This is a genomic window from Corynebacterium sp. HMSC074C01 (assembly GCF_001814605.1).
GTDB lineage: Bacteria > Actinomycetota > Actinomycetes > Mycobacteriales > Mycobacteriaceae > Corynebacterium.
The window spans coordinates 1-24,619 of the sequence record NZ_KV817280.1 but is presented as its reverse complement, the minus strand read 5'-3'; the positions used below and the strand labels follow the sequence as shown (position 1 = coordinate 24,619).

Genomic DNA, 24,619 nt, shown 5'->3' with positions numbered 1-24,619 from the left:
CCCGGTGTCCGAGCTGAGCAAGGAGCAGCGCCACGCGCTGATTTATGGCACGGATGTGGAAGTCAGCGTGCGCTATAAGAACCGCTATGGCCGCCAACGCAACTGGTCCGCACCGTTCGAGGGCGCCATCGGCTTCTTGGAGCGCAAACTCGATCAGGCGGATTCCGAATCACAAAAGGACCGTCTGCTTCAGTACACCCGCCGCGTACATTGTAACGCTTGCGGCGGTACTCGGCTGAAGCCGGAAATCTTGGCGGTGCGCTTGGCCTCCACCGCGCATGGCGAGCAGTCCATCGCTGGCTTGACGGCGCTGTCCATCGAGGAGGCAGCGGAGTTCCTCGACTCGCTCGTGCTGGGCCACCGCGAGGAGATCATCGCCGGTGCCGTGCTCAAAGAAATCCAGGCTCGCCTGCGCTTTCTTCTCGACGTCGGCCTGAACTACCTCACCCTCGACCGTGGCGCCTCCACGTTGTCCGGCGGTGAAGCACAGCGCATTCGCCTTGCCACCCAGATTGGTTCTGGTCTGGCGGGAGTCTTGTATGTCCTGGATGAGCCCTCCATCGGTCTGCACCAGCGCGATAACCAACGCCTTATCGCCACGTTGAAGCGCTTGCGCGATATCGGAAACACCCTCATCGTGGTGGAGCACGATGAGGACACCATCCGGGAGGCAGACTGGCTTGTCGACGTTGGCCCGCGCGCCGGCGAATTCGGCGGAACTGTGGTTTACCAGGGCGAACCCGCCGGTATTGAAGCCGTGGAGGAGTCCCTGACAGGGCAGTACCTGTCAGGTAAGAAGAAGCTCACGGTCCCGGATACTCGCCGCGAGATTGACCCCGAGCGCATGCTCAAGGTGGTCGGCGCGCGCGAGAATAACCTCAAGGGTATTGACGTCGAGATTCCACTGGGCGTCCTCGTCTGCGTCACTGGTGTGTCTGGCTCAGGAAAGTCCACGGTGGTCAACCAGATCTTGGCCAAGACCTTGGCGAATAAACTCAACCGTGCACGCCAGGTGCCCGGTCGCGCCAAGCGCGTTGAAGGCGTGGAGCACCTAGACAAGCTGGTGCAGGTGGACCAGAGCCCCATCGGCCGCACCCCGCGCTCGAATCCGGCAACCTACACAGGGGTCTTCGACAAGATTCGTAATCTTTTCGCGGAAACCCAGGAGGCGAAAGTCCGCGGCTACAAGCCAGGCCGGTTCTCCTTCAACGTTAAGGGCGGACGCTGTGAGGCCTGCCAAGGCGACGGCACCATCAAGATTGAGATGAACTTCCTGCCCGATGTTTACGTGCCGTGCGAGGTTTGTGATGGTGCTCGTTATAACCGCGAGACCCTCGAGGTCCTCTATAAGGGCAAGAACATCGCCGAGGTTCTCGATATGCCGATTTCGGAGGCAGCCGAGTTCTTCGAACCCATCACCTCTATTCATCGCTACCTCAACACCTTGGTGGAGGTAGGCCTGGGATATGTCCGCTTAGGGCAGGCCGCCACGACGCTTTCTGGTGGTGAGGCGCAGCGCGTGAAGCTGGCATCCGAGCTTCAGAAGCGCACGAATGGGCGCACGGTCTACATTTTGGATGAGCCGACGACCGGTTTGCACTTTGAGGACATCCGCAAACTTATGCTCGTCATCCAGGGGCTGGTGGACAAGGGCAATTCGGTCATCATCATTGAGCACAACTTAGACGTCATCAAGGCCGCCGACTGGATCGTAGATATGGGGCCAGAAGGTGGTTCCGGTGGCGGCACTGTCGTGGCCCAAGGCACGCCGGAGGACGTGGCGCAAGTAGAAGGCTCCTATACGGGAGGGTTCCTCAAGGAGATGGTGTAATGGTGGGGCTGAAGCGTGCGAACGCGGCTGCGTTAGTCTTCGGCTTCGCTGTGGTCGCAACGGCGACTGGCTGCTCTGAACCCGGACAAAGTCGAGATCAGCCAGCAGCTGAAGCGTCTCGAACAGACGATGCACAAAATTTCGATGTGTCATCGGAACTGCGAGCGGTCATCGCTGACGTAGAAAGCGAGTTTGACGTCCGTGCCGGTGTGTCCGTGGCGGATCAAGAGGAGACGTTCAACGCAGGGCTCAAGGGTGATGAACCCGCATGGTCGACCGTGAAGGTTCCCATCGCCATCGCTGCTCTGCGTGATGGAGCCAGTCCCGAGCTCGTGGACCTCGCGATTAAAGAATCTGATAATGACGCAGCCTACGCACTGTGGTCCCACGTCCAATGGACTGAAGGGGATGCCGGCAGCGCAGTGAAAGCCCTATTGAAGGAGTATGACACAACCGGCGAATTTGCCGAGCCCTTTGGCTATTCCACGTGGGTGCTCGAAGAACAAGCTAAGTTCGGCGCGCACTTGCCGTGCATACCAGAAGCTGAGCAGGTGTATGAAGCGATGGATGACATCGTGGAGTGGCAAGACAATGGGCTTGATAAGCTGCCGGACACCCGCGCCAAAGGCGGATGGGGATTATCTGAAACTGATAACGGATATACCCACCGTCAAATTGGAGTTCGAGAAACTGCAGGCGGCGGGACTGCGGAAAATGGCGCCGTGGGTCTGGCCATTGAGGTGACCATGCCAGGGGAATACGCAGAAGAAGCGATACCCGCCCTCGACACGCTAGCTGCCGGAGTGGACCGAGTGGTTTCTGAGGCGCTGGAAGCCGGGGCGCTAACGCCACAGGTAGGCTGCGCGCAACCCAGTGCGCCATCTGCGGTGAAAGGGACGTCCTCAAGCACTGCGAGAGAGGTATCGGCAACCACCTCGGCACGCCGATTTGGTTCGCGATGATCGCGGTGATAAAGTAGTGCCCACTACCGCCCGTAGCGCCTCCTCCAGGAGGTACTTGGGCCGCAAGCGGAGTTTCTCCCACCCGATGCCGCGCAGGATGAATTATCCGGCGCAGGATAAAGGTTAAGAGTAGGCGCCATTTATTGGCGCGTGCTTGAGAAGAAACTCCCGGATGCCTACGGCACCGGGATTTATTCGTTTGTGGTCACGGTAGGCACACTACTAGCCCCACAATCGAGGAGAACCACAATCAGCGCTGAAGCTCGCATTAATGAGCGCATCCGAGTACCCGAGGTCCGTCTTGTTGGCCCCGGTGGTGAACAGGTGGGCATTGTCCGCACGGACGATGCTCGCAAGCTCGCATACGAAGCAGACCTTGACTTGGTCGAGGTTGCCCCGAACGCGAAGCCGCCCGTAGCCAAGATCATGGATTACGGCAAGTTTAAGTACGAGCAGGCCCAGAAGGCCCGCGAGTCCCGTAAGAATCAGCAGCAAACCGTGGTGAAGGAACAGAAGTTCCGTCCGAAGATTGATGATCACGATTACGAGACCAAAAAGGGCAACGTGGTGCGCTTCCTGGAGAAGGGCTCCAAGGTAAAGGTAACCATCATGTTCCGTGGTCGCGAGCAGTCGCGTCCGGAGCTCGGTTTCCGGCTGCTGGAGCGTTTGGCCGACGACGTCGCAGAGGTTGGCGTCGTGGAGTCACGCCCCAAGCAGGATGGTCGCAATATGACCATGGTTCTTGGGCCCGTCCGCAAAGGCAAGAAGTAGACCACGCTCCACTTAGGATTTAAGGATTTAATTCTCATGAAGCAGAAGACTCACAAGGGCACCGCCAAGCGCATCAAGGTGACCGGCTCCGGCAAGCTGCGTCGCGAGCAGGCTAACCGCCGCCACCTCCTGGAGGGCAAGCCTTCCAAGCGCACCCGTCGCCTGAAGGGCACCGAGGACGTTGCCAAGGCAGACACCAAGCGCGTCAAGCGCCTTCTCGGCCGCGCATAGTCAGCGCCGAAACACTCCATTTCCACACACCACAATCAAGATAAGGAAGTATTACTGTGGCACGAGTAAAGCGCTCAGTTAACGCCAAGAAGAAGCGTCGCGCGATTCTGAAGTCCGCTAAGGGCTACCGCGGCCAGCGCTCCCGCCTCTACCGCAAGGCCAAGGAGCAGTGGCTGCACTCCATGACTTACGCTTACCGCGACCGTCGCGCCCGTAAGTCTGAGTTCCGCAAGCTGTGGATCCAGCGCATCAACGCTGCTGCTCGTATGAACGACATCACCTACAACCGCCTCATCCACGGCCTGCGCCTGGCTGAGATCGAGGTTGACCGCAAGATCCTCGCCGAGCTTGCAGTTAATGACTTCGAGGCTTTCTCCGCACTGTGCGAGGCTGCTAAGGCTGCACTTCCGGAGGACGTCAACGCTCCGAAGGCTGCCTAAGCACCGCGCGTAGACGCCAGATGAACCCACCGCCCCTGATGAAGGGACGGTGGGTTTTGTCGTTGCGGGAGTAATGCCCGCAAGAACCCTTAAGCCCTGCTTCTCCCGAGGGATTGTGTTACATTGCACAGTACTGTCATGAAAGCCGTCTGCCCTTAGTCCTTGGGGCTGGCCAGAGATACATGGTGTGAAGGAGAGAAGAGAAATGACCAACCCGAACAACGCTTATCAGCCCAATGGCGGCGCTTCTAATGGAGGACAGCCGCAACAGGCAAACCCCTTCGGGTCTTCGAACGACCAGTACGGATATAGCGCGGCCCCGTATGGTGGTTCGCAGCCGGCTCAGAATGCTCCAGCGCAGCAGGACGCTTACCAGTCACACTACGGCCAGCAGCCACAGGCTGGAGGAGAGCAAAAGTCATGGGTAGTAGCACTGCTCTTGTGCTTCTTCTTGGGTGAATTGGGAGTTCATAACTTCTACCTCGGCCGCACGAAGCGCGGTATGTGGCAGCTGGCTCTTGCCGTCGTCGGCCTTATTACTTCCTTTATCATCATTGGTATTTTCCTCGTCGCTGGATTGGTGATCTGGAAGTGGGTTGAGCTCGTGTTCATCGCCGGTGGTTTCTCCAATTACGATAAGGACGCAAACGGCGTACCGCTGAAGAAGTAACCGTCTGCAGAGAATCGCGGAGAACTCTTATCCCGCTTGCCCGCCCGAACGTGGTGGGCAAGCGGGACTTTTCAATGTGAAGCTCGGTCGGTACCGTCACATACATGGATCTGGATTTCTCCTCTGCTTTTACCGAACGCACGCCGCGCGTAGTCAATGCGGCCAAGCTGCACCGCGCGGCCAACCGTCGTAAGGCGGAGCGCTTCATCATCGAGGGCGAAAACGCTGTGGACGCGGCGGTGTCCACGGGAGCGGCGACCGACGTCTTCGTGACGGAAAGAGCCGCCGAGCGCTTCGCCCACATCGTGCAAGCCTGCGGATATATGGACGTCTATGTCCACCCCATCACGGATAAGGCGGCCAAGCACCTGTCTGATACCGCGACGAGCACCGGGCTCTTCGCCGTGTGCCGCCCCGTCCTGTGGAGCGCCGGCAAGATTCTGGCGGGCAAACCACAGCTGGTCTCAGTCCCAGTGCTGACGTCTGAGCCTGGCAACGCAGGTACCCTGATTAGGACTTCGGACGCCATGGGGGCGGACGGTGTCATCTTCGCCGGTGAGGCGGTCGACCCTTTGGGCTGCAAGGTCGCGCGCGCGTCGGCGGGGTCGCTGTTTCATGTACCCGTTGCTCGCGATCCCAACATCAAGGACGTCCTGGGCAAGCTGCGCTCTTCCGGGATGCAGGTGCTAGCCACGGCTGCTGATGGTGAAGTAGATCTAGCTGAGGCAGATCTGAGCCAACCCACCGCCTGGTTATTCGGTAACGAAGCACATGGACTGGGCGAGCTCTTGGATGAAGCTGACATGCGTGTGCGCATTCCGATTCTTGGGCGTGCAGAGTCACTCAACCTGGCTACGGCCGCCAGCATTTGTCTTTATGAATCAGCCAAGCAACAGAACAGCTAGCCCTGCTCTGTGACTAGGGCTGGTGGCCACAGTAGTCGTTAAGCACGGTAAGATAGCTCGCGTTAGTTTTTGTGCGAGAAGAAGGTAATCAAGGCACGTGTCCGATACACCTCAGATCGAATTGACCGAAGAGGCCCTGGGGGCCGCCGCGGAGAAGGCCATTGCCGCCTTCGAGGCTGCATCCGACCTCGACGAGCTCACCTCCGCCCGCCGCGAACACCTTGGTGACGGTGGCTATATTCCGCAGGCCCGCCAGTCGCTGGGCCAGTTGCCCAAGGATCAGCGCAAGGACGCCGGTCGCGCGGTAAACATGGCCCGCGGCAAGGTGGAAAAGCGCTTTGCACAGATTCGTGAAGTGCTGGAGCAGGAGGCTCGCGCCGCCCAGCTTAAGGCGGAGAAAGTCGACGTCACCGTCCCCACCACGCGGGCGCAGACTGGTGCTTTGCACCCTATTACTGCGTTGTCGGAGCGCATCGCCGACATCTTCGTGGGCATGGGCTGGGAGATTGCCGATGGCCCGGAGGTTGAGGCCGAGTACTTTAACTTTGATGCGCTGAACTTCAAGCCCGATCACCCTGCGCGTACGTTGCAGGACACTTTCCATGTGGGCAAGGAAGGCTCCAAGCAGGTCTTGCGTACGCATACCTCGCCGGTGCAGGTACGCACGATGCTTGAGCGAGATGTACCGCTGTACATTGCTTGCCCGGGCCGTGTTTTCCGCACCGATGAGCTGGATGCCACCCATACTCCGGTCTTCCACCAGGTGGAGGGCCTAGCAGTGGACAAGGGACTGACCATGGCCCACCTTCGCGGCACCCTGGAGCACCTAGCCAAGGTTCTTTTTGGCCCCGAGACCACCACCCGCATGCGCGTGAACTACTTCCCGTTCACCGAGCCCTCGGCCGAGGTCGATGTGTGGTTCCCGAATAAGAAGGGCGGCGCCGGCTGGATCGAGTGGGGCGGCTGCGGCATGGTCAACCCCAACGTTCTGCGTGCCGTGGGCATCGACCCCGAGGAGTACACAGGTTTCGCCTTCGGCATGGGCCTTGAGCGCACCTTGCAGTTCCGCAATGGTCTGACCGATATGCGTGACATGGTTGAAGGCGATGTTCGCTTCACCCTGCCCTTCGGCGTGCAGGCATAGGAACCCAGAGAAAGGATAGAGAGAAAACAATGCTTATTTCCCAAGACTGGGTTACCCGCATCCTGGGCACCGCGAATTCCGGCTGGAGCGTACCTTCCGAAGAGTTGGACTCCGGCTTTGTTCGCGTTGGTTTTGAAACCGAGGGATTTGAGGCCCTCCCAGAGACGACCGGCCCGCTGGTCATTGGCCAGGTCGTCGAGATTGAAGAGCTCACGCAGTTCAAGAAGCCAATCCGTTATTGCCAGGTCAACGTTGGCCACGCAAATGGCACCGGCGAGCTGCAGGGCATCATCTGTGGCGCCCGCAATTTCCGTCTCAATGACTATGTCGTGGTCTCTCTCCCAGGTGCTGAGCTGCCCGGCGGCTTCAAGATTGCTGCTCGCGAGACTTATGACCACATCTCCAACGGCATGATGTGCTCCGCCGCTGAGCTCGGGTTCGGCGACAAGGCCAACGGCATTATCGTTCTAGGGGACGAGGTGGCGGACAAGGTCGGCGAGGACGCCCGCCCCATCATCGGTCTGGCTGATACCGCTTTCGACGTCAACATCACCCCGGATCGCGGCTACGCCCTCTCCGCGCGCGGTTTGACCCGCGAGGTGGCTTCGGCGTTTGACCTCACCTTCCCGGACGTGGCCCAGGACCCGAGCGCGGCCGGTGTAGATATCTCTGCTGTTCCTCAGGCACAGGGCGCGCTTATCGACGTTGACCTGCGCGAGGAAACCAAAGCCCAGCGCTTTGGTCTGCGCAAGGTCAGCGGCATCGACCCCGCTGCCCGAACCCCATTTTGGATGGAGCGCGAGCTCATGTTGTCCGGCCAGCGCAGCGTCAACGTGGCCACCGACGTCACGAACTACGTCATGCTGTTGCTGGGTGCCCCGATGCACGCCTTCGATGCCAATGTGATCAGCGGCAACCTCGTGGTGCGCAATGCCGCAGAAGGGGAGAAGTTCGAGACCCTAGATCACGTCAAGCGTGAGCTGTCGGCTGGTGACGTGGTCATCTGTGATGACAACGGCATTCAGTCCCTCGCCGGTGTCATGGGCGGTACGACCTCAGAGATTTCCGATGAGACCACGGATGTCTACTTCGAGTCCGCCATCTGGGATCCGATCACCGTGGCCCGGACCTCTCGCCGTCACAAGCTTTCCTCTGAGGCGTCCCGCCGCTTCGAGCGCGGCGTCGACCCGGCCATCGTCGAGGTCGCCCTCGACGTTGCCTGCGCGCTACTGCAGCAGATTGCTGGCGGCACCATCGAGGCTGGCAGGACGCTCGTGGGAGACGTCGCCAAGCGCGAGCCCATCACCCTGCGCACCGCCAAGCCCAGCGAATACGCCGGCGTGCAGTACTCCCGCGACACCATTATCCAGCGCCTGCGCGAGGTGGGCTGCGACGTCACCGACAACGGTGATGAGCTGCAAGTTACCCCGGCGACGTGGCGCACGGATATCTCCATGGACGTCGACCTCATTGAGGAAGTCCTGCGCCTAGAAGGGCTAGAGGACATTCCCACTGTGCTGCCGACCCCGGCAGGCGGTCGCGGTCTGACGCCGGCCCAGAAGCGCCGCCGCGCTATTGGCCACGCTTTGGCCTATGCCGGTTATGCCGAGGTCTTGCCGGCGCCGTTTATCCCGAACGACACCTTTGATACATGGGGCTTGGACAAGGAGGATCCGCGACGTAAGACGGTGGCCGTGCAGAATCCTCTCGAGTCCGACAAGGCCATTCTGTCCACGACGTTGCTCCCGAACCTTCTTGAGGCCATCGCCCGCAACGTGGCCCGTGGCCGAAGCGACCTTGCCCTTTTCGGCCTCCAGCAGGTGGCATTCAAGCGCGCTGATGTGTCGCCGATGCCTTCGGTGGAGTCCCGCCCGGAGGAGTCCGTCGTGGCTGAGCTTTTGGAGTCCCTGCCTCTGCAGCCGCTGCACGTGGCTACGGTAGCTACCGGCAACATTGAGCACGAAGGTCCGTGGGGGACCGGCCGCGCGTATAGCTATGCAGATGCGATCGAGTCTGCGCGCCAGGTGGCTCGTTCCGCTGGTGTTGACGTTGCAGTTAAGGCAGCCGAACAGCTTCCGTGGCACCCGGGTCGCTGTGCCGCAATTGTCCTCGCCGATGATGAAGAGCAGGTCGTGGGTTATGCGGGTGAGCTGCACCCGCAGGTTCTTGAGGCTTTGGAGCTTCCTGCACGCACGTGTGCCATGGAGCTCGATGTCTCAGCACTGCCGTTGGAGGAAAAGTTCCCGGCACCTGTGCTGTCCTCCTTCCCGGCCCTGCACCAAGACATCGCGTTGGTCGTCGATGATGCCACCCCGGCTGAAGAGGTTCGTAAGGTCGTTGAGGAGGGCGCCGGTGAGCTGCTGGAGTCCGTGGAGCTTTTCGACGTCTTCCGGGGCGAGCAGCTTGGTGAGGGCAAGAAATCCCTTGCTTTCCAGCTTCTTTTCCGTGCGGATGACCGCACGCTGACCGATGAGGAAGCGAACCAGCATCGTCTCGCCGCTGCGGAGCTGGCAAAGCAGCGTCTCGGCGCACAGATGCGGGCTTAGCGTATCGGCATCTATTAATTCATCAACCCGGTTCACCCTGCAGGTGGGCCGGGTTTCCCTTTGCGCAAGCGTGCGAAGGCGTGGGGAAAGATCCCCAGCACTGGTAGGTGTGTGGCTTGGCTCATAGCCTCAGAGGTGCAGCGTTTCCAACCCCCGAAAGGATTGTCTACACCATGCGTCTGTTGTCCCGTCTTACCGCCACCGCCGCCGTTGCCGGTGCACTCACAATTGCCCCGCATGCCTCCGCCGACCTGTCTCAAGGCTTCTCCAATGCCGATGGCACCGTCAACTGTGAAAGCGCGAATATCGAAGGAACCTACGTAGCATGTTTGTCCGAAGGCGCACGAGCTACCAGCCCGCAGTGCAACCCGCCGGGCCAACTGGCACCGCGTTTTATTTACCATGCAGGCCGCTCTAAAGCTGATTGCTTCAACCAAGGGCTTACGACCACGAATTTCAAGCGTCTGCAGCCAGGCCAAGTTCACCAATTCAATGAAGTCACCGCTATCGCCGATGCGCAGGGCGGCATCCACTTCGTTGGCCCACAGGGCTACCTAGGCTACGCAGGAAAGAAGGCCGTATCTGGTTCGGAAGGACTGGGGGACGTCTCTTCCCGTGTCATGTAGTCCAAATGCAGCCCTCGTTTCATAAAAGGGCCCGGAGTTAGCCGGCCCCGCGTCACTCCTATTTCCTATTCCAAAGCTCGGATTCTCGCACTGTACCGCGAGAATCCGAGCTTTGCCGTTTATGGAATGAAGAAATACGGCGGCTGTTTTTCTTGAATAACATACGGCGGACTGCATTATTTGCTAGGGTGGCTGCATGAGTATTTCAGTAGCAATCGCCGGAGCCACAGGTTATGCAGGGAGCGAAATTCTACGCCTCGTGCTGTCGCACCCAGCGTACCTTTCAGGTGATCTGCGCATTGGCGCGCTCACGGGACACTCTAATGCTGGCGAGCGAGTCTCCGAACTCATGCCGCATCTGCCGCAGTTGGCAGACCGTGTCATCGAGGACACCACCCCAGAAGTCCTCGCCGGCCATGACATCGTATTCCTCGGTTTGCCGCACGGGCATTCGGCGGAGATTGGCCGTCAGCTGGGGGAGTCCGTCACCGTCATCGATTGTGCCGCCGATTTCCGCCTCCGCAACAAAGAAGATTGGGATGCATTCTATGGCGGTGAGTATGCCGGCGCGTGGCCCTACGGGATCCCGGAAGTTCCCGGCAACCGCGAGAAGCTCCAGGGCAGCAACCGCGTCGCTGTTCCAGGGTGTTTTCCCACCACGATTACCCTGGGGGCCCTTCCTGCCGTGGCGCAAGGGCTAATTGAGCCGGACCTGTCCGTCATCGCGATTACCGGTGTATCCGGAGCCGGTAAGAAGGCCTCCGTAGCTCAGTTGGGCGCGGAGACAATGGGCAACCTCAAGGCCTACAAGCCGGGTGGCACCCACCGCCACACCCCGGAAGTACTGCAGAACCTGCACCCCTTTACTCAGGAGCCGGTGTCCGTGAGTTTTACTCCAGTGCTTGCCCCTCTGCCGCGCGGCATTTTGGCCACGATTACGGCGCCGCTGAAGGGGGGCGTCGACAAGCGCCGTGTTGCCCAGGCTTTCCGTGAGTTCTACGCCGACGAGCCATTTTGCCTTGTGCTTCCGGAAGGCCAGCAACCGCAAACCCAGAACGTGGTGGGCAGCAACATGGTTCATATTCAGGCACACGTGGATGAGCGCGCTAACCGTCTTGTCATCACTGCGGCTTTAGACAACCTATGCAAGGGCACCGCCGGCGCGGCCGTTCAGTGCATGAACCTCACCTTGGGCTGGGAGGAAACTCTGGGCCTGCCGCAGGCAGCCGTCGCCCCCTAGATAGCCAAATACTCGCCCGCGCGTTCCTCGCGCCACCCAATCCCGCTGGAACTGTAGTTCCGCTAAGACAAGGAGAAACTTGAAATGATTACTGCACCCGCCGGCTTCCTCGCTGGCGCCACGACGGCTGGGATTAAGCCCTCCGGAAAGCCGGATATGGCCCTTGTGGTCAATCAAGGTCCCAACTTTGATGCAGCCGCAGTGTTTACCCGTAACCGCGTGGTGGCCGCTCCCGTGAAGCTTTCCCGTGCAGCAGTAGCGGACGGTGCCATCCAAGCCGTCATTTATAACTCAGGCAACGCGAATGCCTGCAACGGCGTGCAAGGGGACAAGGATGCGGCGGCGATGGTAGCCGCTGTCTCCGAGCACACAGATATCCCCGCAGCCAACATCGCGGCGTGCTCGACGGGTCTTATCGGAGAGCTGCTTCCCATGGAGAAGGCATTGGCCGGTATTGAAGCGGTTGCCGGGGATCTCGGTTCTGATGAATCGCACGGTCAGGCCGCCGCGGAGGCAATCATGACCACCGATACCGTGGTCAAAGAATCGCTCTTTAAGGCCGAGGGCTGGAGCATGGGCGCCATGGGCAAGGGTGTGGGCATGATGGCTCCCTCTCTGGCCACCATGTTGGTATGCGTGACGACGGATGCCGTGGCCTCTCCACAAGCCCTGCACTCCGCCCTGCAGACCGCTAGTGATCAGACCTTCAACACACTCGATGTGGACGGCTCGACCTCCACCAATGACACGGTCATCATCCTGTCCTCTGGCGCTTCCGATGTTGAGCCTAGCCAGGAAGAGCTGGATGCTGCTGTTCTGGCGGTGTGTTCCGATATCGCGGATCAGCTCCAGGCAGACGCGGAGGGCGTGACCAAGCGCGTAAAGATTACCGTGGGGGGACAAGCACCGATGAGCAGGCGCTGAACGCTGCGCGGACGTTGGGGCGGGACAACCTCTTTAAGTGCGCGATGTTCGGCTCGGATCCCAACTGGGGCCGCGTGCTCGCCGCAGTGGGCATGGCGGATGCTGATATGGATCCGGAGAATATTTCCGTGTTCTTCAATGACCAGGCCGTGTGCGTTAAGTCCACCGGTGCGCCCGGCGCGCGCGATGTCGACCTTTCTGGCGCCGACATTGACGTGCGCGTGGACCTCGGAACCGGAGGAAGCGGTACTGCCTTTGTGCGTACCACCGACTTGTCCCACGACTATGTGGAGATCAACTCCGCGTATAGCTCTTAGTTCTCACAGGGAGGAAGAATGCTTCCGGGATTAAGCAATGCTGACCGCGCCACGGTGCTCGCGGAAGCTTTGCCATGGCTGCAGCACTACCGCGACAAGATCGTCGTCGTCAAGTACGGCGGGAACGCGATGGTGGATGACTCGCTCAAGGCCGCCTTTGCCGCCGACATGGTTTTCCTGCGCACCGTAGGCGCTAAGCCTGTGGTTGTGCATGGTGGCGGCCCGCAGATCAATGAGATGCTGGGCAAGCTCGGCATTGAGGGAGAATTCAAGGGCGGCTTCCGCGTCACCACCCCGGAAATCATGGACGTGGTCCGCATGGTTCTTTTCGGCCAGGTGGGGCGCGGTCTGGTGAACCTCATCAACTCCCACGGTCCCTACGCCGTGGGAACATCCGGTGAGGACGCGGGTCTGTTTAAGGCCCGCAAGCGGCTTGTCGACGTCGACGGCGAGCCCACCGATATCGGCATGGTGGGAGACATCGTCAGCGTCGATCCCTCCGCCGTCATGGACATCATCGAGGCTGGGCGCATTCCGGTGGTCTCGACCATCGCTCCCGGAAATGACGGCGAGGTCTACAACATCAACGCGGATATCGCCGCCGGTGCATTGGCACGAGCACTGGGTGCTGAGCGCCTTGTCATCCTCACCAATGTGGAGGGCCTGTACACCGACTGGCCCAATCGCGATTCACTGGTGTCGAAAATTGAGGTCGACAAACTCAAAGCCCTGCTCCCAGGCCTGGATTCGGGCATGATTCCGAAGATGGAGTCCTGCCTCATGGCCGTCGAGGGTGATGTGAGCGCCGCCCACGTCATCGACGGGCGTATCGCCCACGCCGTGCTATTGGAGCTGCTCACTACGGGCGGCATCGGCACGATGGTGCTGCCCAATGATTACAACCGTGAGGACTACCCAGAAGGAACGGTCTTCAGGAAGGACGATAACAAGTGACTGCGCAGACCACATTGACGCAACGGTGGGGAGAGGTGTTAAGCAACACCTATGGCACCCCACCCGTGGCCATCGTTTCCGGCAAGGGAGCCACGGTGACTGATGAAGACGGTAAAGAATACATCGATATGCTCGCCGGCATTGCGGTGAACTCGCTGGGCTATGCCCACCCGGCCATCGTAGAAGCGGTAAGCACTCAGGTGGCGACCGTGGGGCATGTCTCCAATCTCTTCGCCAGCAAACCCGTCGTCGAGGCTGCCGGAAAGCTGCTGGAGAAGGTGGGGGACAGCGACGCCCGTGTCTTCTTCTCCAACTCCGGGGCCGAAGCCAATGAGGCTGCCTTTAAGCTGGCTCGCCTGACGGGGCGCCGCCGCATTCTCGCCGCACATCATGGTTTCCATGGCCGGACGATGGGCTCTCTCGCCATGACGGGGCAGCCTGCAAAGCGCAAGGCCTTTGAACCTTTCCCGGGCGGGGTGGAGTTCTACACCTACGGCGACATTGAATACTTGACCACCTTGGTGGAACAGAACCCGGAGGATACTGCCGCCATCATCTTGGAGCCCATTCAGGGGGAGACCGGTGTGATTCCGGCGCCCGATGGATTCTTGAGCGCAGTGCGCGAGCTGTGCACCACACACGGGATCCTCATGATCGTCGATGAAGTGCAAACGGGTGTGGGGCGCACCGGCGATTTCTTCGCTTTCCAGCATGAGGGCGTTCTTCCTGACGTCATCACCATGGCTAAGGGCTTGGGCGCGGGCATGCCGATCGGCGCCACCATTGCCCGTGGTCAGGCAAAGGATCTCTTCACCCCGGGTTCCCACGGCACGACCTTCGGCGGAAATCCCGTCTCCTGTGCGGCGGCAGCGACGGTGCTGGAGCTTGTCGACGACCCCTTCCTCGCCGACGTTAGCCGCAAGGGCGAGTGGCTACGCGCCGAGCTGGCTAAATCTCCGGCTGTGCAGTCTGTCCGGGGCCGAGGGCTTATGCTAGGAGTTGTATTAAATAAGTCGGTGGCTAAGGACGTTGTAGCTGCGGGCCTGCAACACGGTCTTATTCTCAACGCCCCAAGCGGCGAGGTCGTGCGCTTGACCCCGCCGCTAGTGATTACCGATGAAGAACTCGCGCAGGCTGTGGAGCGCCTGCATAAGGTACTGGAGGATATTGGATGAGCGTGCGCCATTTCTTGGCCGATGATGACCTCACACCGCAGGAGCAAGCGGAGGTTCTTGATCTTGCGCTGAGGTTGAAGAAGGATCCTTTTGCCGAGCGTCCTTTGGAGGGCCCGAAGTCAGTCGCGGTTCTTTTTGATAAGACGTCGACGCGCACGCGCTTCTCCTTCGAGGCAGGAATCGCTCACCTAGGCGGCAACGCCATCGTTACGGAGACTAAGTCCACGCAAATGGGGAAGGGCGAGACATACCAAGACACCGCAGCCGTGCTCTCCCGTTTCGTCGAGGCTATCGTTTGGCGCACCTATGCGCACCAGAATTTGTTGGAGATGGCTGAAACCGCGACGGTACCCATCGTCAACGCCCTGTCCGACGACCTACACCCCTGCCAGATCCTGGCAGATTTGGTGACCTGCCGCGAGAATTTCGGTGACCTAGCTGGCCGCAAGGCCGTTTACTTGGGTGATGGCAACAACAATATGGCTAACTCTTATATGTTGGGCTTTGCCACCGCGGGCATGGAGATGACGATCATTGCGCCGGAAGGTTTCCAGCCGCAGCCGGAGTTTGTGGAACGTGCCCGCAAGCGCGGCACGGTGACTGTGACTGATTCTCTCGACGCCGTCGACGGCGCCGACGTTGTTATCACTGACACGTGGGTTTCCATGGGGCAGGAAGATGACGGCAAGGACCGTCGCACCCCGTTCCTGCCTTACCAGGTCACCCCAGAGGTCATGTCCCGTGCCAAGGATGAGGCAATCTTCCTGCACTGCTTGCCGGCCTACCGCGGTAGCGAAGTGACCGCTGAGGTGATTGACGGACCACAATCTCGTGTCTTCGACGAGGCGGAAAACCGCCTCCATGCTCAGAAGGCGCTGCTCGTGTGGCTTCTTGCAGCTCAGGAGGAGAACTAAGCGAATGACGACGACCCCAACGACGCGCAATGCCCGCCAAGCAAAGATCTTGGAGATTCTTGACCGCACACGGGTCACGAGCCAAGTCCAGCTCTCCGAGCTCTTGCTCGATGAGGGAATCGACATCACGCAAGCCACCTTGTCGCGTGACCTCGATGAGCTGGGCGCCAAGAAAGTAAAACGCGATGGTGGCCGGTCCTTCTACGTGGTGGGCGGCGAGTTGGAGCAATTCGAAGACCAGCTCAACGGTCCGCGCGAGAAGCTGCGTCGCATGCTCGAAGAACTCGTGGTCTCCCACGATTTCTCCGGCAATATCGCGATGCTCCGCACGCCCGCGGGCGCTGCCCAGTACCTAGCTTCCTTCATTGATCGTGTGGGCCTGCCAGATGTGGTGGGGTGTATTGCGGGCGATGACACCATCTTTGTCCTAGCACGTGAAGGACTCGGAGGCCGTGAGCTTGCAGAAAAGCTCACCAGCCGCAGCATTTAACATTTATACGTAAGTCTGTATAATATAAATAAGTTCAATTTTTAGCACCTGTCTGTCTTAAAAGGAGCAAACTACTATGACTGCACGCGTTGTGCTTGCCTACTCTGGCGGTCTGGATACTTCCGTCGCCATTCCCTACCTGGCCAAGATGACCGGCGGCGAGGTTATCGCCGTGTCCCTTGACCTTGGTCAGGGCGGCGAGGATATGGAATCTGTGCGCCAGCGTGCTCTCGACTGCGGTGCTGTCGAGTCCATCGTTGTCGACGCAAAGGATGAGTTCGCAGAAGAGTACTGCTTGCCCACCATCAAGGCGAACGGCATGTACATGAAGCAGTACCCGCTGGTGTCTGCTATCTCGCGCCCGCTCATCGTCAAGCACCTCGTGGAGGCCGCTCAGGCCCACGGTGGTACCCATGTTTCTCACGGCTGCACCGGCAAGGGTAACGACCAGGTGCGTTTCGAGGTCTCCTTCCGTGCATTGGATCCGGCGCTGGAAATCATTGCGCCGGCGCGTGACTATGCCTGGACCCGTGATAAGGCGATTGCCTTCGCTGAGGAAATCAACCTTCCGATCGAGCAGTCCGCTGCGTCCCCGTTCTCGATTGATCAGAACGTGTGGGGCCGTGCGGTCGAGACCGGCTTCCTCGAAGACCTGTGGAACCCGCCGACAAAGGATCTCTACGCCTACACCGAGCAGCCAGACCTGGGCAATGCCCCGGACGAGGTGACCATCACCTTCGATAAGGGCGTGCCCACTGCCATCGACGGCAAGCCGGTTACCGTCCTGCAGGCTATCGAGGAGCTCAACCGCCGCGCCGGCGCCCAGGGCATTGGCCGCCTCGACATGGTGGAAGACCGCCTGGTGGGCATCAAGTCCCGCGAGGTCTACGAGGCCCCGGGCGCCATGGTTCTCATCAAGGCCCACGAGGCATTGGAAGATGTCACCGTGGAGCGTGAGCTGGCCCGCTACAAGCGCCTTACCGACGCCCGCTGGTCCGAAGAGGTCTACGACGGCCTCTGGTTCTCGCCGCTGAAGCGCTCCCTGGATGCCTTCACCGAGTCCACCCAGGAGAACGTCACCGGCGATATCCGCATGGTTCTGCATGCCGGCACCGCCACCGTCAATGGCCGTCGCTCTGGCCAGTCGCTGTACTCCTTCGACCTGGCCACCTATGACACCGGTGATACCTTCGATCAGACTGCGGCCAAGGGCTTTGTCCAGCTGCACGGTCTGTCGACGCAGATCTCTAACCAGCGTGACCGCGACGGCGGTTTCCCCACCGGCAAGTAAACCAGCACAGTCAAGGTCAAGGTAAGGAATCGATGCACAAGACTAATGAGGGCGCGTTGTGGGGAGGCCGCTTTTCGGGCGGCCCTTCCGAGGCGATGTTTGCCCTGTCCGTATCCACCCACTTCGACTGGGTCCTCGCCCCCTATGATGTGCTGGCCTCCAAGGCTCACGCCAAGGTCCTGCACAAGGCCGGATTGCTGTCGGACGCAGACTTGGACACCATGCTCAACGGCCTCAGCGAACTAGGGGAGAAGGTTGCTTCTGGCGAATTCACCCCACTGCCGACGGACGAGGACGTCCACGGCGCGATGGAGCGCGGACTCATTGACATTGTTGGCCCCGAGGTTGGTGGACGCCTGCGCGCTGGACGCTCACGCAACGACCAGGTAGCCACCCTGTTCCGGATGTGGATCCGCGATACCATCCGCGATATCGCGCTCCAAGTCACCGACTTGGTGGAAGCTTTGGCTGGTCAGGCCGAGGCTCACCCGGATGCCATCATGCCGGGCAAGACCCACTCCCAAGCAGCGCAGCCAGTTCTGCTTGCGCACGAGCTTCTCGCACACGCCCAGCCCTTGCTGCGTGATATCGAGCGCCTCCAGGATTTGGACAAGCGCTTGGCCGTGTCACCTTATGGCTCGGGTGCACTCGCGGGTTCCTCGCTGCACTTGGACCCGGAGGCTATCGCCGAGGAGCTCGGTTTCGACTCCTCCGCGGAGAACTCTCTGGATGGCACGGCAGCACGGGACTTTGCTTCCGAAACGGCCTTCGTCCTTACCCAGATTGCCGTGGACATGTCGCGCTTATCCGAAGAGATCATCTACTGGTGCACCCCGGAATATGGCTATGTCACCTTGGATGATGCCTGGTCCACGGGCTCGTCTATCATGCCGCAGAAGAAGAACCCGGACGTACCGGAGTTGACCCGTGGTAAGACCGGCCGGCTCATTGGCAACCTCACGGGCCTGCTGGCAACGCTTAAGGCGCAGCCCTTGGCCTATAACCGTGATCTGCAGGAGGATAAGGAGCCTATCGTTGACTCGGTGGCGCAGCTGAACCTCTTGCTACCGGCGATGACCGGATTGGTTGAAACGCTGACCTTCCACGAAGCTCGCATGCGCGAGCTCGCACCGCGCGGTTTCACTCTGGCCACTGATCTTGCCGAGTGGATGGTGCGCCAAGGCGTTCCTTTCCGCGAGGCTCATGAGGCTTCCGGTGCGTGTGTGCAGATCGCAGAGTCCCGCGGCGTTGACTTGGTGGATCTCACGGATGAGGAACTGGCGGGCGTCGACAAGCGCCTGCTCCCAGAGGTCCGTGAGGTGCTGACCATTGATGGGGCAGTGGCGTCGCGCTCCACTAAGGGCGGCACCGCCGGTGTCCGTGTGGTGGAGCAGCGCGAAAAGGTTCGCGAGCGTGCTCGTGACGCACGCGAATGGGCGCAGACTCCGCTGCGCTAAACCCGCCAGCTTCTTTAACCGCATGGTCCTTATGGCCATGCGGTTCTTTTCTTATGTGGGGTGACATGGAGTAACCCATTGCTGAAGCACTTCGGACCCCTAGCGCGGAGTCTCAAGATTAAGAGAAAGTGCTCTATGTCTCGGAGGAACAGGTCCTCCAGAAGGGGATGAGCAACCGGTAGCTGCAGATGATTGCCATTGTCTCTGCTATCGGCTCCGGCTTGCCGCTCGGCACACTGACATCGTTGGGGCTGGTTCTATCCTTTAAGTTCGTCAACGGTCATCCTTCCAGTCCGCGTACGGATTCCAGACGGTTCCGGCCATCGGCGTGCTTGTCGACGCCGACAATATCTTTCCCACCTTCGTGGCACCGACTTAGAGTCCGAGATTGATATTATCGCTAACCCTGAGGTCCCGAAGGACCTCTACTTTTTGGTGGCGAACGTTCCTTCTCTTCTTTAGAGAACCGGGTGGGGCAGGGTGGCGGGCCGCCGCTTTACCCCCTCACCCCTTCCTTTACCCAGCAATGAGAAGAAGATCACTTTATGATTTAGATCATGAGCAGCACATCGTCGACGAAGCGCACCAAGTCCTTCGTGATTGCCGCAGTGTTCATCGTCCTCGCCGTGGCCTCCCTCGCGGTAGGGCGTGGCGGAGATTCCCTGCCGAAGTTCAACTTTTTCAAGGACACGACCCTTGTCACGGGCGCAATTAGTCCAGAACTGGAAGCCACCTTTAACGACCCTGCCATGCTCAAGGCTTTAGAGAAACACAACATCGAGGTCGAACTCGATGTTGTGCCGGCTGGGGACTTCGTTGAGCACAGTAGCAGCGTGGACAAGGACTATGACTTCATTCTGACGGATCCCAATGGCGCTGCGTGGGTGTCTGATCTGCGCAATGCCAACCCGGAGCTGGCGGAACTGGATGAAGGTTTTCCGATGGTGTTTGGCAATCAGTTGCAGGTGCTGGTGCATAGTGACCTAGTCGAGGACATGAAGGACCACGACTTGGTCACGGAATCCGGCAACTTAGCTTCGTTGAATGTAGAGACCTTGGTGGACATGTCCCAGGAAAACACTCGCTGGCGTGACATTAGCCCAGCCTTCGGATCGCCGCGTGTCGTGGACGTGGCAGTGCCCCAGGTAAGTCAGTCTTTTGCCGCATTGCGTTACGCACGCCTTCTTCGCACCGTTGGGGAGGATTACGCGCAGAAGGAGCTAGGACGTGATGACAAGGCGAAGATTGATGCGGAAGCTGATGACATCATGCGGCATCTCGTAGCGGAACAGGGCTACAGTGAGACCACCGAGCAGGGAATCCTCGATGCTTTTCTTCGGGTGGATAAGGGGGAGATGCCCATGGTCTTGGCAACTACCGATCAGTACGTGCGCCTGCGCAATGAGGGCGAGGACCTGTCCCCCTATACACCCCTAGCTCTGGATCCACCGACGACGTTGATCAGCATCGTCATTCCTCGCACTGAGGAGGGAGTGCTGTTTGCTAAAGCAATGAATGAGGACGGCATCCCTGCGGTGATGGAGGGCCTCGGGCTCAGTACGCAGGGCTCCGGCTTCAACCCGAAATTTGATCCATCCAACGATCACAGTATCCCCGTGGACGGCGGCGAATATAGCCAGCTGCGGTGGGCGGATTTCGAGGAAATTCTGCAGGTAGTCGGTTAAGGCTCCGCAGCAACAAGCATCAGGAAGGTTGTGAGGGAATGTTTCGGTCACTGAGAGTGCTGCTCATCCTAGTGGGCACCATGGCGCTGACGGCCTGTTCGATGGGGGATCTGTTCGATGACTCTCAGAAACCCGGCTCCGGGAATTCATTCAGCGGCGGTCTCAGAATCGTGGCGGCAACGGAGCTCGAATCTCTGGAGCCCGTGCTTGCCGACGCCTCCCAAGACCTCGGCTTCGACATCACCATGACCACCGAGGACGGAACGCTGGCGAATTCCCGTACCCTTAAGCAAGGTGGTTTCGAAGGGACCTATGACGCGACGTGGTTTGCCACCAATCGCTATGCGCGCATTATTGGTGCAGATGACCAGCTGGGAAGAGAGCACAGCGTGGCGCGTTCCCCAATAGCTCTCGGCGTGCAGTCCTCTGTGGCACAAGAGCAAGGCTGGACCAGCAAGCAGCCGTCGTGGCAAGAAATCGCTGACTCCGGAATAACTTTTGGCATGACGGATCCTTCTACCTCAAATTCGGGTTTCTCCGCACTATCGGCAGCAACGACCGCTTTTGCGGACACAGGACGCGCCCTCACGGAAGAGGACATCAGGCAGTCCACTGGAAAAGTGCAGAAGCTCTTTGGCAACCAAACCCTGACATCGGGTTCCTCTGGCTGGTTGGCCGACCGCTTCCGCGAGCACCCAGAGCAAGCCGATGCAATTTTTAACTATGAATCTGTGCTCTACCAGCTCAAAGATGAGGGAGCAGACATAGAGGTGGTCATCCCCTCCGATGGAGTGATTTCGGCTGACTATCCGCTGTCTTCCTTGGCGAGCTCTTCGGACAAAGACGCAGAAGCGAAAGTGCAGGCGCTTGCTGAATGGTTTGCGGAGCATCCAGACAAGCTCACAAGTTTCCATTTGCGAGTAGATAGTTCTGACTTGCCCGGCACTGTTTTTGAGCTGCCTTACCCGGCAAACGAGCAAACCGTTGATGCGCTGGAGGCTGCCTTCGCCCATGAACTGCGCAATCCTGGCAACACGGCTTTGGTCCTCGATACCTCCGGCTCCATGGAAGGCGAGCGCATGGATCTACTCAAGAGTAGTTTGCTCCCGCTTATCGACGGCTCAGCTGACGGCACCCCAGATGGCGAAGGTCAAGTTGCCTTCCGAAATCGCGAGCATATCAAGCTGATTCCGTATTCTTCAGAGCCCCAGCAGCCAACTCGTGCACGCGTGGATAAGGATAAGCCGGCAACTACCAAGGAGCTTGCAGACCGCGTGGAACGCCTCGTTGCGGATGGCGATACCGCGACCTTCGAGGCCGTCCTGAACGCTTTCGATGAAGTGGATACCAGCGGCGGCGATATTGGCACAGTGGTGCTCATGACCGACGGCGAAGTTACACGTGGGCGCACATTTGCACAGCTGAAGGAAGCTTATGCGCAGTTGCCCGAGGACAAAAAGGAGATTCCTGTCTTTGTCATCTTGTATGGTGAAGCCAATATCCAAGAGATGGAAGAACTAGCTCAGCTGACTGGTGGCAAGACCTTTGATGCGCTCAACGGTGACCTTGCTGCCGCGTTCGAAGAAATTCGTGCCTACCAGTAAAACAATTCCACCTTTCCCAGGAGGATCTGCACTACATGAACGCCCTGAACTCGCGAAAAGTTGTCGTCGGCGTTGCGGTTACCGCGCTCGTCGTTGTCCTTCATGTCTTAAGCGGCGGTGGATTGGGTTTCCTGTGGCCGGTTGTCGCAATCTGCACAGGTATGGCGGCTGGGTTCGTGACGCCGCCACGGCAGGAGAAGGTTCTGGAGCCTCCCAAAGCCGGAGAAGGCGAGCTTATCCATACCTTGGAGGAAGTCCGATACACCTTTACAGCGCACAAGCTTCCTAGCCCTGTCCAACGAGCGTGGGATTCTTTCGATGAATCAGCAGTGTGGGTGTTGGACAACTGGCACCGCCTCGATGAGGCTCCGCACCAGCAAGCCCTCGTGCGCGACATGATTGAACAACACTCCAAGGAGCTGGTGAGGTCTTACCTCGATGTGACAGACCTGAAGGATCCGGTTGCTGTCGAGGAGATGAGTGAATCGCTCAGTATCCTGGGCCGCGAAATGGAGCAAATCAAGGAGGCGATTTCCCAGAACTCGGTCCGCAAGCTGCGCAATCATTCTATGGCGCTCAAACTCGAATATGGTGGGACCCTTCCTTCCGTGGAATCTAGGGAAGTGTAGGCTTAGCGCTTATGAGTCTCGATTCGCAACTGCTTGACATCCTGGTGTGTCCGCAGGATAAAGGTCCGTTGAAGTATCTGGCCGAGGAACAGGTCTTGGTCAATGATCGTCTTGGCGTGGCCTATCCCATTGAGAACGACATCCCCGTCATGCTGGTGGACCACGCTACGCCGTGGCCGCGCCAGAACTAGATCTCAAAAGAACGAATCGATTTTCAAAGGAGCCTTCATGAATATCATTGATGAGCTGCAGTGGCGCGGCCTCATTAACCAGTCCACCGATCTCGACGCACTCCGTGAGGCTTGCGAAGAACCCATCACCTTGTATTGCGGTTTTGACCCGACAGGTGATTCGCTGCACGCCGGCCACCTCGTACCGATGATCATGCTTCGTCGCTTCCAGAAGGCTGGCCACCATCCGATTGCCCTGGCAGGTGGTGCGACGGGCCAGATCGGTGACCCGCGCGATGTAGGGGAGCGCACCATGCTCTCGCAGGAGACTATCAACGACAATATGGTCGCCATTAAGAAGCAACTGCGTCAGTTCATTGATTTTGAGGGCGAGAACGCCGCCACCATGGTCAACAATGCTGACTGGACTTCGAAGATGACCGTCATCGACTTCCTGCGTGATGTGGGTAAGAACTTTTCTCTCAACACCATGCTGGACCGTGACACCGTCAAGCGCCGTTTGGAATCTGACGGCATCTCGTACACCGAGTTTTCCTACATGCTCCTGCAGTCCAATGACTATGTTCATCTGCACGATGAGTTTGACTGTGTTCTGCAGATCGGTGGTGGCGATCAGTGGGGCAATATCGTCTCTGGCGTTGATCTCAACCGACGCGTCAAGGGAGCCAAGGTGCATGGCCTGACGGTTCCGCTCGTGACGGATGCCCAGGGGCAGAAGTTTGGTAAGTCCACTGGCGGCGGAAAGCTCTGGCTCGATCCGGAGAAAACATCGCCTTACTCCTGGTACCAGTACTTCCTCAACGCGGGTGACTCTGTAGTCATCGACTACTTGCGGTGGTTTACCTTCCTGAGCCAGGAAGAAATCGCTGAGTACGAGCAGAAGGTTGCCGAGGAGCCCTTCCGTCGTGAGGCACAGCGCCGCCTTGCGCAGGAAATGACCAATTTGGTCCACGGTGAGGAAGCCACGAAGTCCGTTGAGCTTGCCGCACAGGCCCTGTTCGGTAAGGCAGAGCTTGCTGAGTTGGATGAGCAGACACTGGTTGGTGCGCTGTCTGAGACCACCGTCGCTGATATTGCTTCTGGTGAACCACGCACCATTGTGGACCTGTTGGTTGCTTCTGGCCTTGCCGATTCCAAGGGTGCAGCTCGTCGAACCATCAAAGAGGGCGGTGCATACGTCAATAACCAGCGCATCGAATCTGATGAGTGGGAGCCGGCCGCCGAGGACTTGCTACACGGTGCGTGGCTTGTGCTTCGTCGTGGCAAGAAGAATTTTGCTGGTGCCAAGCTCAACTAGTTAGGGTCCACCAACGCCGATTATGCATTGGCAAATCCCGTCGCGTACTGCGGCGGGATTCGTCGTTTTCGAGGCGAGATGGCGGTGCGAGATCGCAAAAGAGATAAAAGATAGATATGGACGTTGACCAGCGGATTTGTTGTTGTGCTGAGCTCTGCGTATATTTATCGAAGTCGCCGCGAGAAGCTGGTGACACGGAGATTAACTCCTAGTTGACAAGATTCAAACTTATTAGCTAGAGTATGAACTCCAGCCGCTCAGAGCAGTGAATAAAAAGATTCAGTGTAAAGAGTGTGCGGATGATGTTTGAGAACTCAATAGTGTG

The 24,619-nt window shown here is 59.1% G+C and carries 22 protein-coding genes and 1 pseudogene; all 23 read left to right on the top strand.

What is annotated here, in order from left to right; translation table 11 throughout:
* Positions 1-1,831 (top strand): excinuclease ABC subunit UvrA (gene uvrA, locus HMPREF2978_RS06700; RefSeq protein WP_070744740.1); only part of this gene is annotated, 1,831 nt, incomplete at its 5' end.
* A gap of 146 nt (positions 1,832-1,977) precedes the next feature.
* Positions 1,978-2,793 carry a serine hydrolase gene (locus HMPREF2978_RS06695; RefSeq protein WP_246818738.1) on the top strand — a complete coding sequence of 272 codons (816 nt, stop codon included), beginning with the start codon at positions 1,978-1,980 and terminating at the stop codon, positions 2,791-2,793.
* Positions 2,794-2,994: 201 nt separating this feature from the next.
* The gene (gene infC / locus HMPREF2978_RS06690) at positions 2,995-3,564 is read left to right on the top strand and encodes a translation initiation factor IF-3 (RefSeq protein ID WP_083298996.1); all 570 of its coding nucleotides are present in this window, start codon (positions 2,995-2,997) and stop codon (positions 3,562-3,564) included.
* Positions 3,565-3,600: 36 nt separating this feature from the next.
* Entirely contained in the window at positions 3,601-3,795 is a 195-nt protein-coding gene (rpmI, locus tag HMPREF2978_RS06685) for a 50S ribosomal protein L35 (protein ID WP_010190075.1), read from the top strand.
* Between the two features lie 56 nt (positions 3,796-3,851).
* Positions 3,852-4,235, top strand: coding sequence for a 50S ribosomal protein L20 (gene rplT, locus HMPREF2978_RS06680; RefSeq protein WP_005323264.1), 384 nt, complete (start codon positions 3,852-3,854; stop codon positions 4,233-4,235).
* A gap of 205 nt (positions 4,236-4,440) precedes the next feature.
* The gene (locus tag HMPREF2978_RS06675) at positions 4,441-4,905 is read left to right on the top strand and encodes a TM2 domain-containing protein (protein WP_070744738.1); all 465 of its coding nucleotides are present in this window, start codon (positions 4,441-4,443) and stop codon (positions 4,903-4,905) included.
* A 104-nt stretch (positions 4,906-5,009) separates the two neighbouring features.
* Positions 5,010-5,810, top strand: coding sequence for a TrmH family RNA methyltransferase (locus tag HMPREF2978_RS06670; RefSeq protein WP_070563113.1), 801 nt, complete (start codon positions 5,010-5,012; stop codon positions 5,808-5,810).
* Between the two features lie 97 nt (positions 5,811-5,907).
* On the top strand, positions 5,908-6,954 hold the full coding sequence (gene pheS, locus HMPREF2978_RS06665) for a phenylalanine--tRNA ligase subunit alpha (RefSeq protein WP_070523173.1): 1,047 nt from the start codon (positions 5,908-5,910) through the stop codon (positions 6,952-6,954).
* 29 nt (positions 6,955-6,983) lie between these two features.
* Positions 6,984-9,500 carry a phenylalanine--tRNA ligase subunit beta gene (gene pheT, locus HMPREF2978_RS06660; RefSeq protein ID WP_070523170.1) on the top strand — a complete coding sequence of 839 codons (2,517 nt, stop codon included), beginning with the start codon at positions 6,984-6,986 and terminating at the stop codon, positions 9,498-9,500.
* 173 nt (positions 9,501-9,673) lie between these two features.
* The gene (locus HMPREF2978_RS06655; protein WP_070523167.1) at positions 9,674-10,126 is read left to right on the top strand and encodes a hypothetical protein; all 453 of its coding nucleotides are present in this window, start codon (positions 9,674-9,676) and stop codon (positions 10,124-10,126) included.
* A gap of 196 nt (positions 10,127-10,322) precedes the next feature.
* Complete coding sequence (gene argC, locus HMPREF2978_RS06650; protein ID WP_070744736.1) at positions 10,323-11,366, top strand: N-acetyl-gamma-glutamyl-phosphate reductase; 1,044 nt, start codon at positions 10,323-10,325, stop codon at positions 11,364-11,366.
* 84 nt (positions 11,367-11,450) lie between these two features.
* Positions 11,451-12,607 (top strand): annotated as a pseudogene (gene argJ / locus HMPREF2978_RS06645) (bifunctional glutamate N-acetyltransferase/amino-acid acetyltransferase ArgJ).
* An 18-nt stretch (positions 12,608-12,625) separates the two neighbouring features.
* Complete coding sequence (gene argB, locus HMPREF2978_RS06640; RefSeq protein WP_070527529.1) at positions 12,626-13,561, top strand: acetylglutamate kinase; 936 nt, start codon at positions 12,626-12,628, stop codon at positions 13,559-13,561.
* The gene (locus HMPREF2978_RS06635) at positions 13,558-14,736 is read left to right on the top strand and encodes an acetylornithine transaminase (RefSeq protein ID WP_070744734.1); all 1,179 of its coding nucleotides are present in this window, start codon (positions 13,558-13,560) and stop codon (positions 14,734-14,736) included. Before argB ends, HMPREF2978_RS06635 begins: the two co-directional genes overlap by 4 nt.
* Positions 14,733-15,650, top strand: coding sequence for an ornithine carbamoyltransferase (argF, locus tag HMPREF2978_RS06630; RefSeq protein ID WP_070527535.1), 918 nt, complete (start codon positions 14,733-14,735; stop codon positions 15,648-15,650). The genes HMPREF2978_RS06635 and argF overlap by 4 nt, the downstream gene beginning before the upstream one ends.
* A gap of 4 nt (positions 15,651-15,654) precedes the next feature.
* Positions 15,655-16,140, top strand: a complete 486-nt coding sequence (locus tag HMPREF2978_RS06625) for an arginine repressor (RefSeq protein ID WP_070527538.1) — start codon at positions 15,655-15,657, stop codon at positions 16,138-16,140.
* 76 nt (positions 16,141-16,216) lie between these two features.
* Positions 16,217-17,431: an argininosuccinate synthase gene (locus HMPREF2978_RS06620; protein WP_010190050.1), complete on the top strand. Its 1,215-nt coding sequence runs from the start codon at positions 16,217-16,219 to the stop codon at positions 17,429-17,431.
* A 32-nt stretch (positions 17,432-17,463) separates the two neighbouring features.
* The gene (gene argH, locus HMPREF2978_RS06615) at positions 17,464-18,888 is read left to right on the top strand and encodes an argininosuccinate lyase (protein WP_070744733.1); all 1,425 of its coding nucleotides are present in this window, start codon (positions 17,464-17,466) and stop codon (positions 18,886-18,888) included.
* A gap of 557 nt (positions 18,889-19,445) precedes the next feature.
* Complete coding sequence (locus tag HMPREF2978_RS06610; RefSeq protein ID WP_070744731.1) at positions 19,446-20,573, top strand: hypothetical protein; 1,128 nt, start codon at positions 19,446-19,448, stop codon at positions 20,571-20,573.
* Between the two features lie 38 nt (positions 20,574-20,611).
* Complete coding sequence (locus HMPREF2978_RS06605) at positions 20,612-22,177, top strand: vWA domain-containing protein (protein ID WP_070744729.1); 1,566 nt, start codon at positions 20,612-20,614, stop codon at positions 22,175-22,177.
* Positions 22,178-22,212: 35 nt separating this feature from the next.
* On the top strand, positions 22,213-22,806 hold the full coding sequence (locus tag HMPREF2978_RS06600; protein ID WP_070744727.1) for a hypothetical protein: 594 nt from the start codon (positions 22,213-22,215) through the stop codon (positions 22,804-22,806).
* Between the two features lie 11 nt (positions 22,807-22,817).
* Positions 22,818-22,997, top strand: a complete 180-nt coding sequence (locus tag HMPREF2978_RS06595; RefSeq protein WP_070527553.1) for a Trm112 family protein — start codon at positions 22,818-22,820, stop codon at positions 22,995-22,997.
* 37 nt (positions 22,998-23,034) lie between these two features.
* Complete coding sequence (gene tyrS / locus HMPREF2978_RS06590) at positions 23,035-24,294, top strand: tyrosine--tRNA ligase (protein WP_070527558.1); 1,260 nt, start codon at positions 23,035-23,037, stop codon at positions 24,292-24,294.
* Positions 24,295-24,619: the final 325 nt, after the last annotated feature.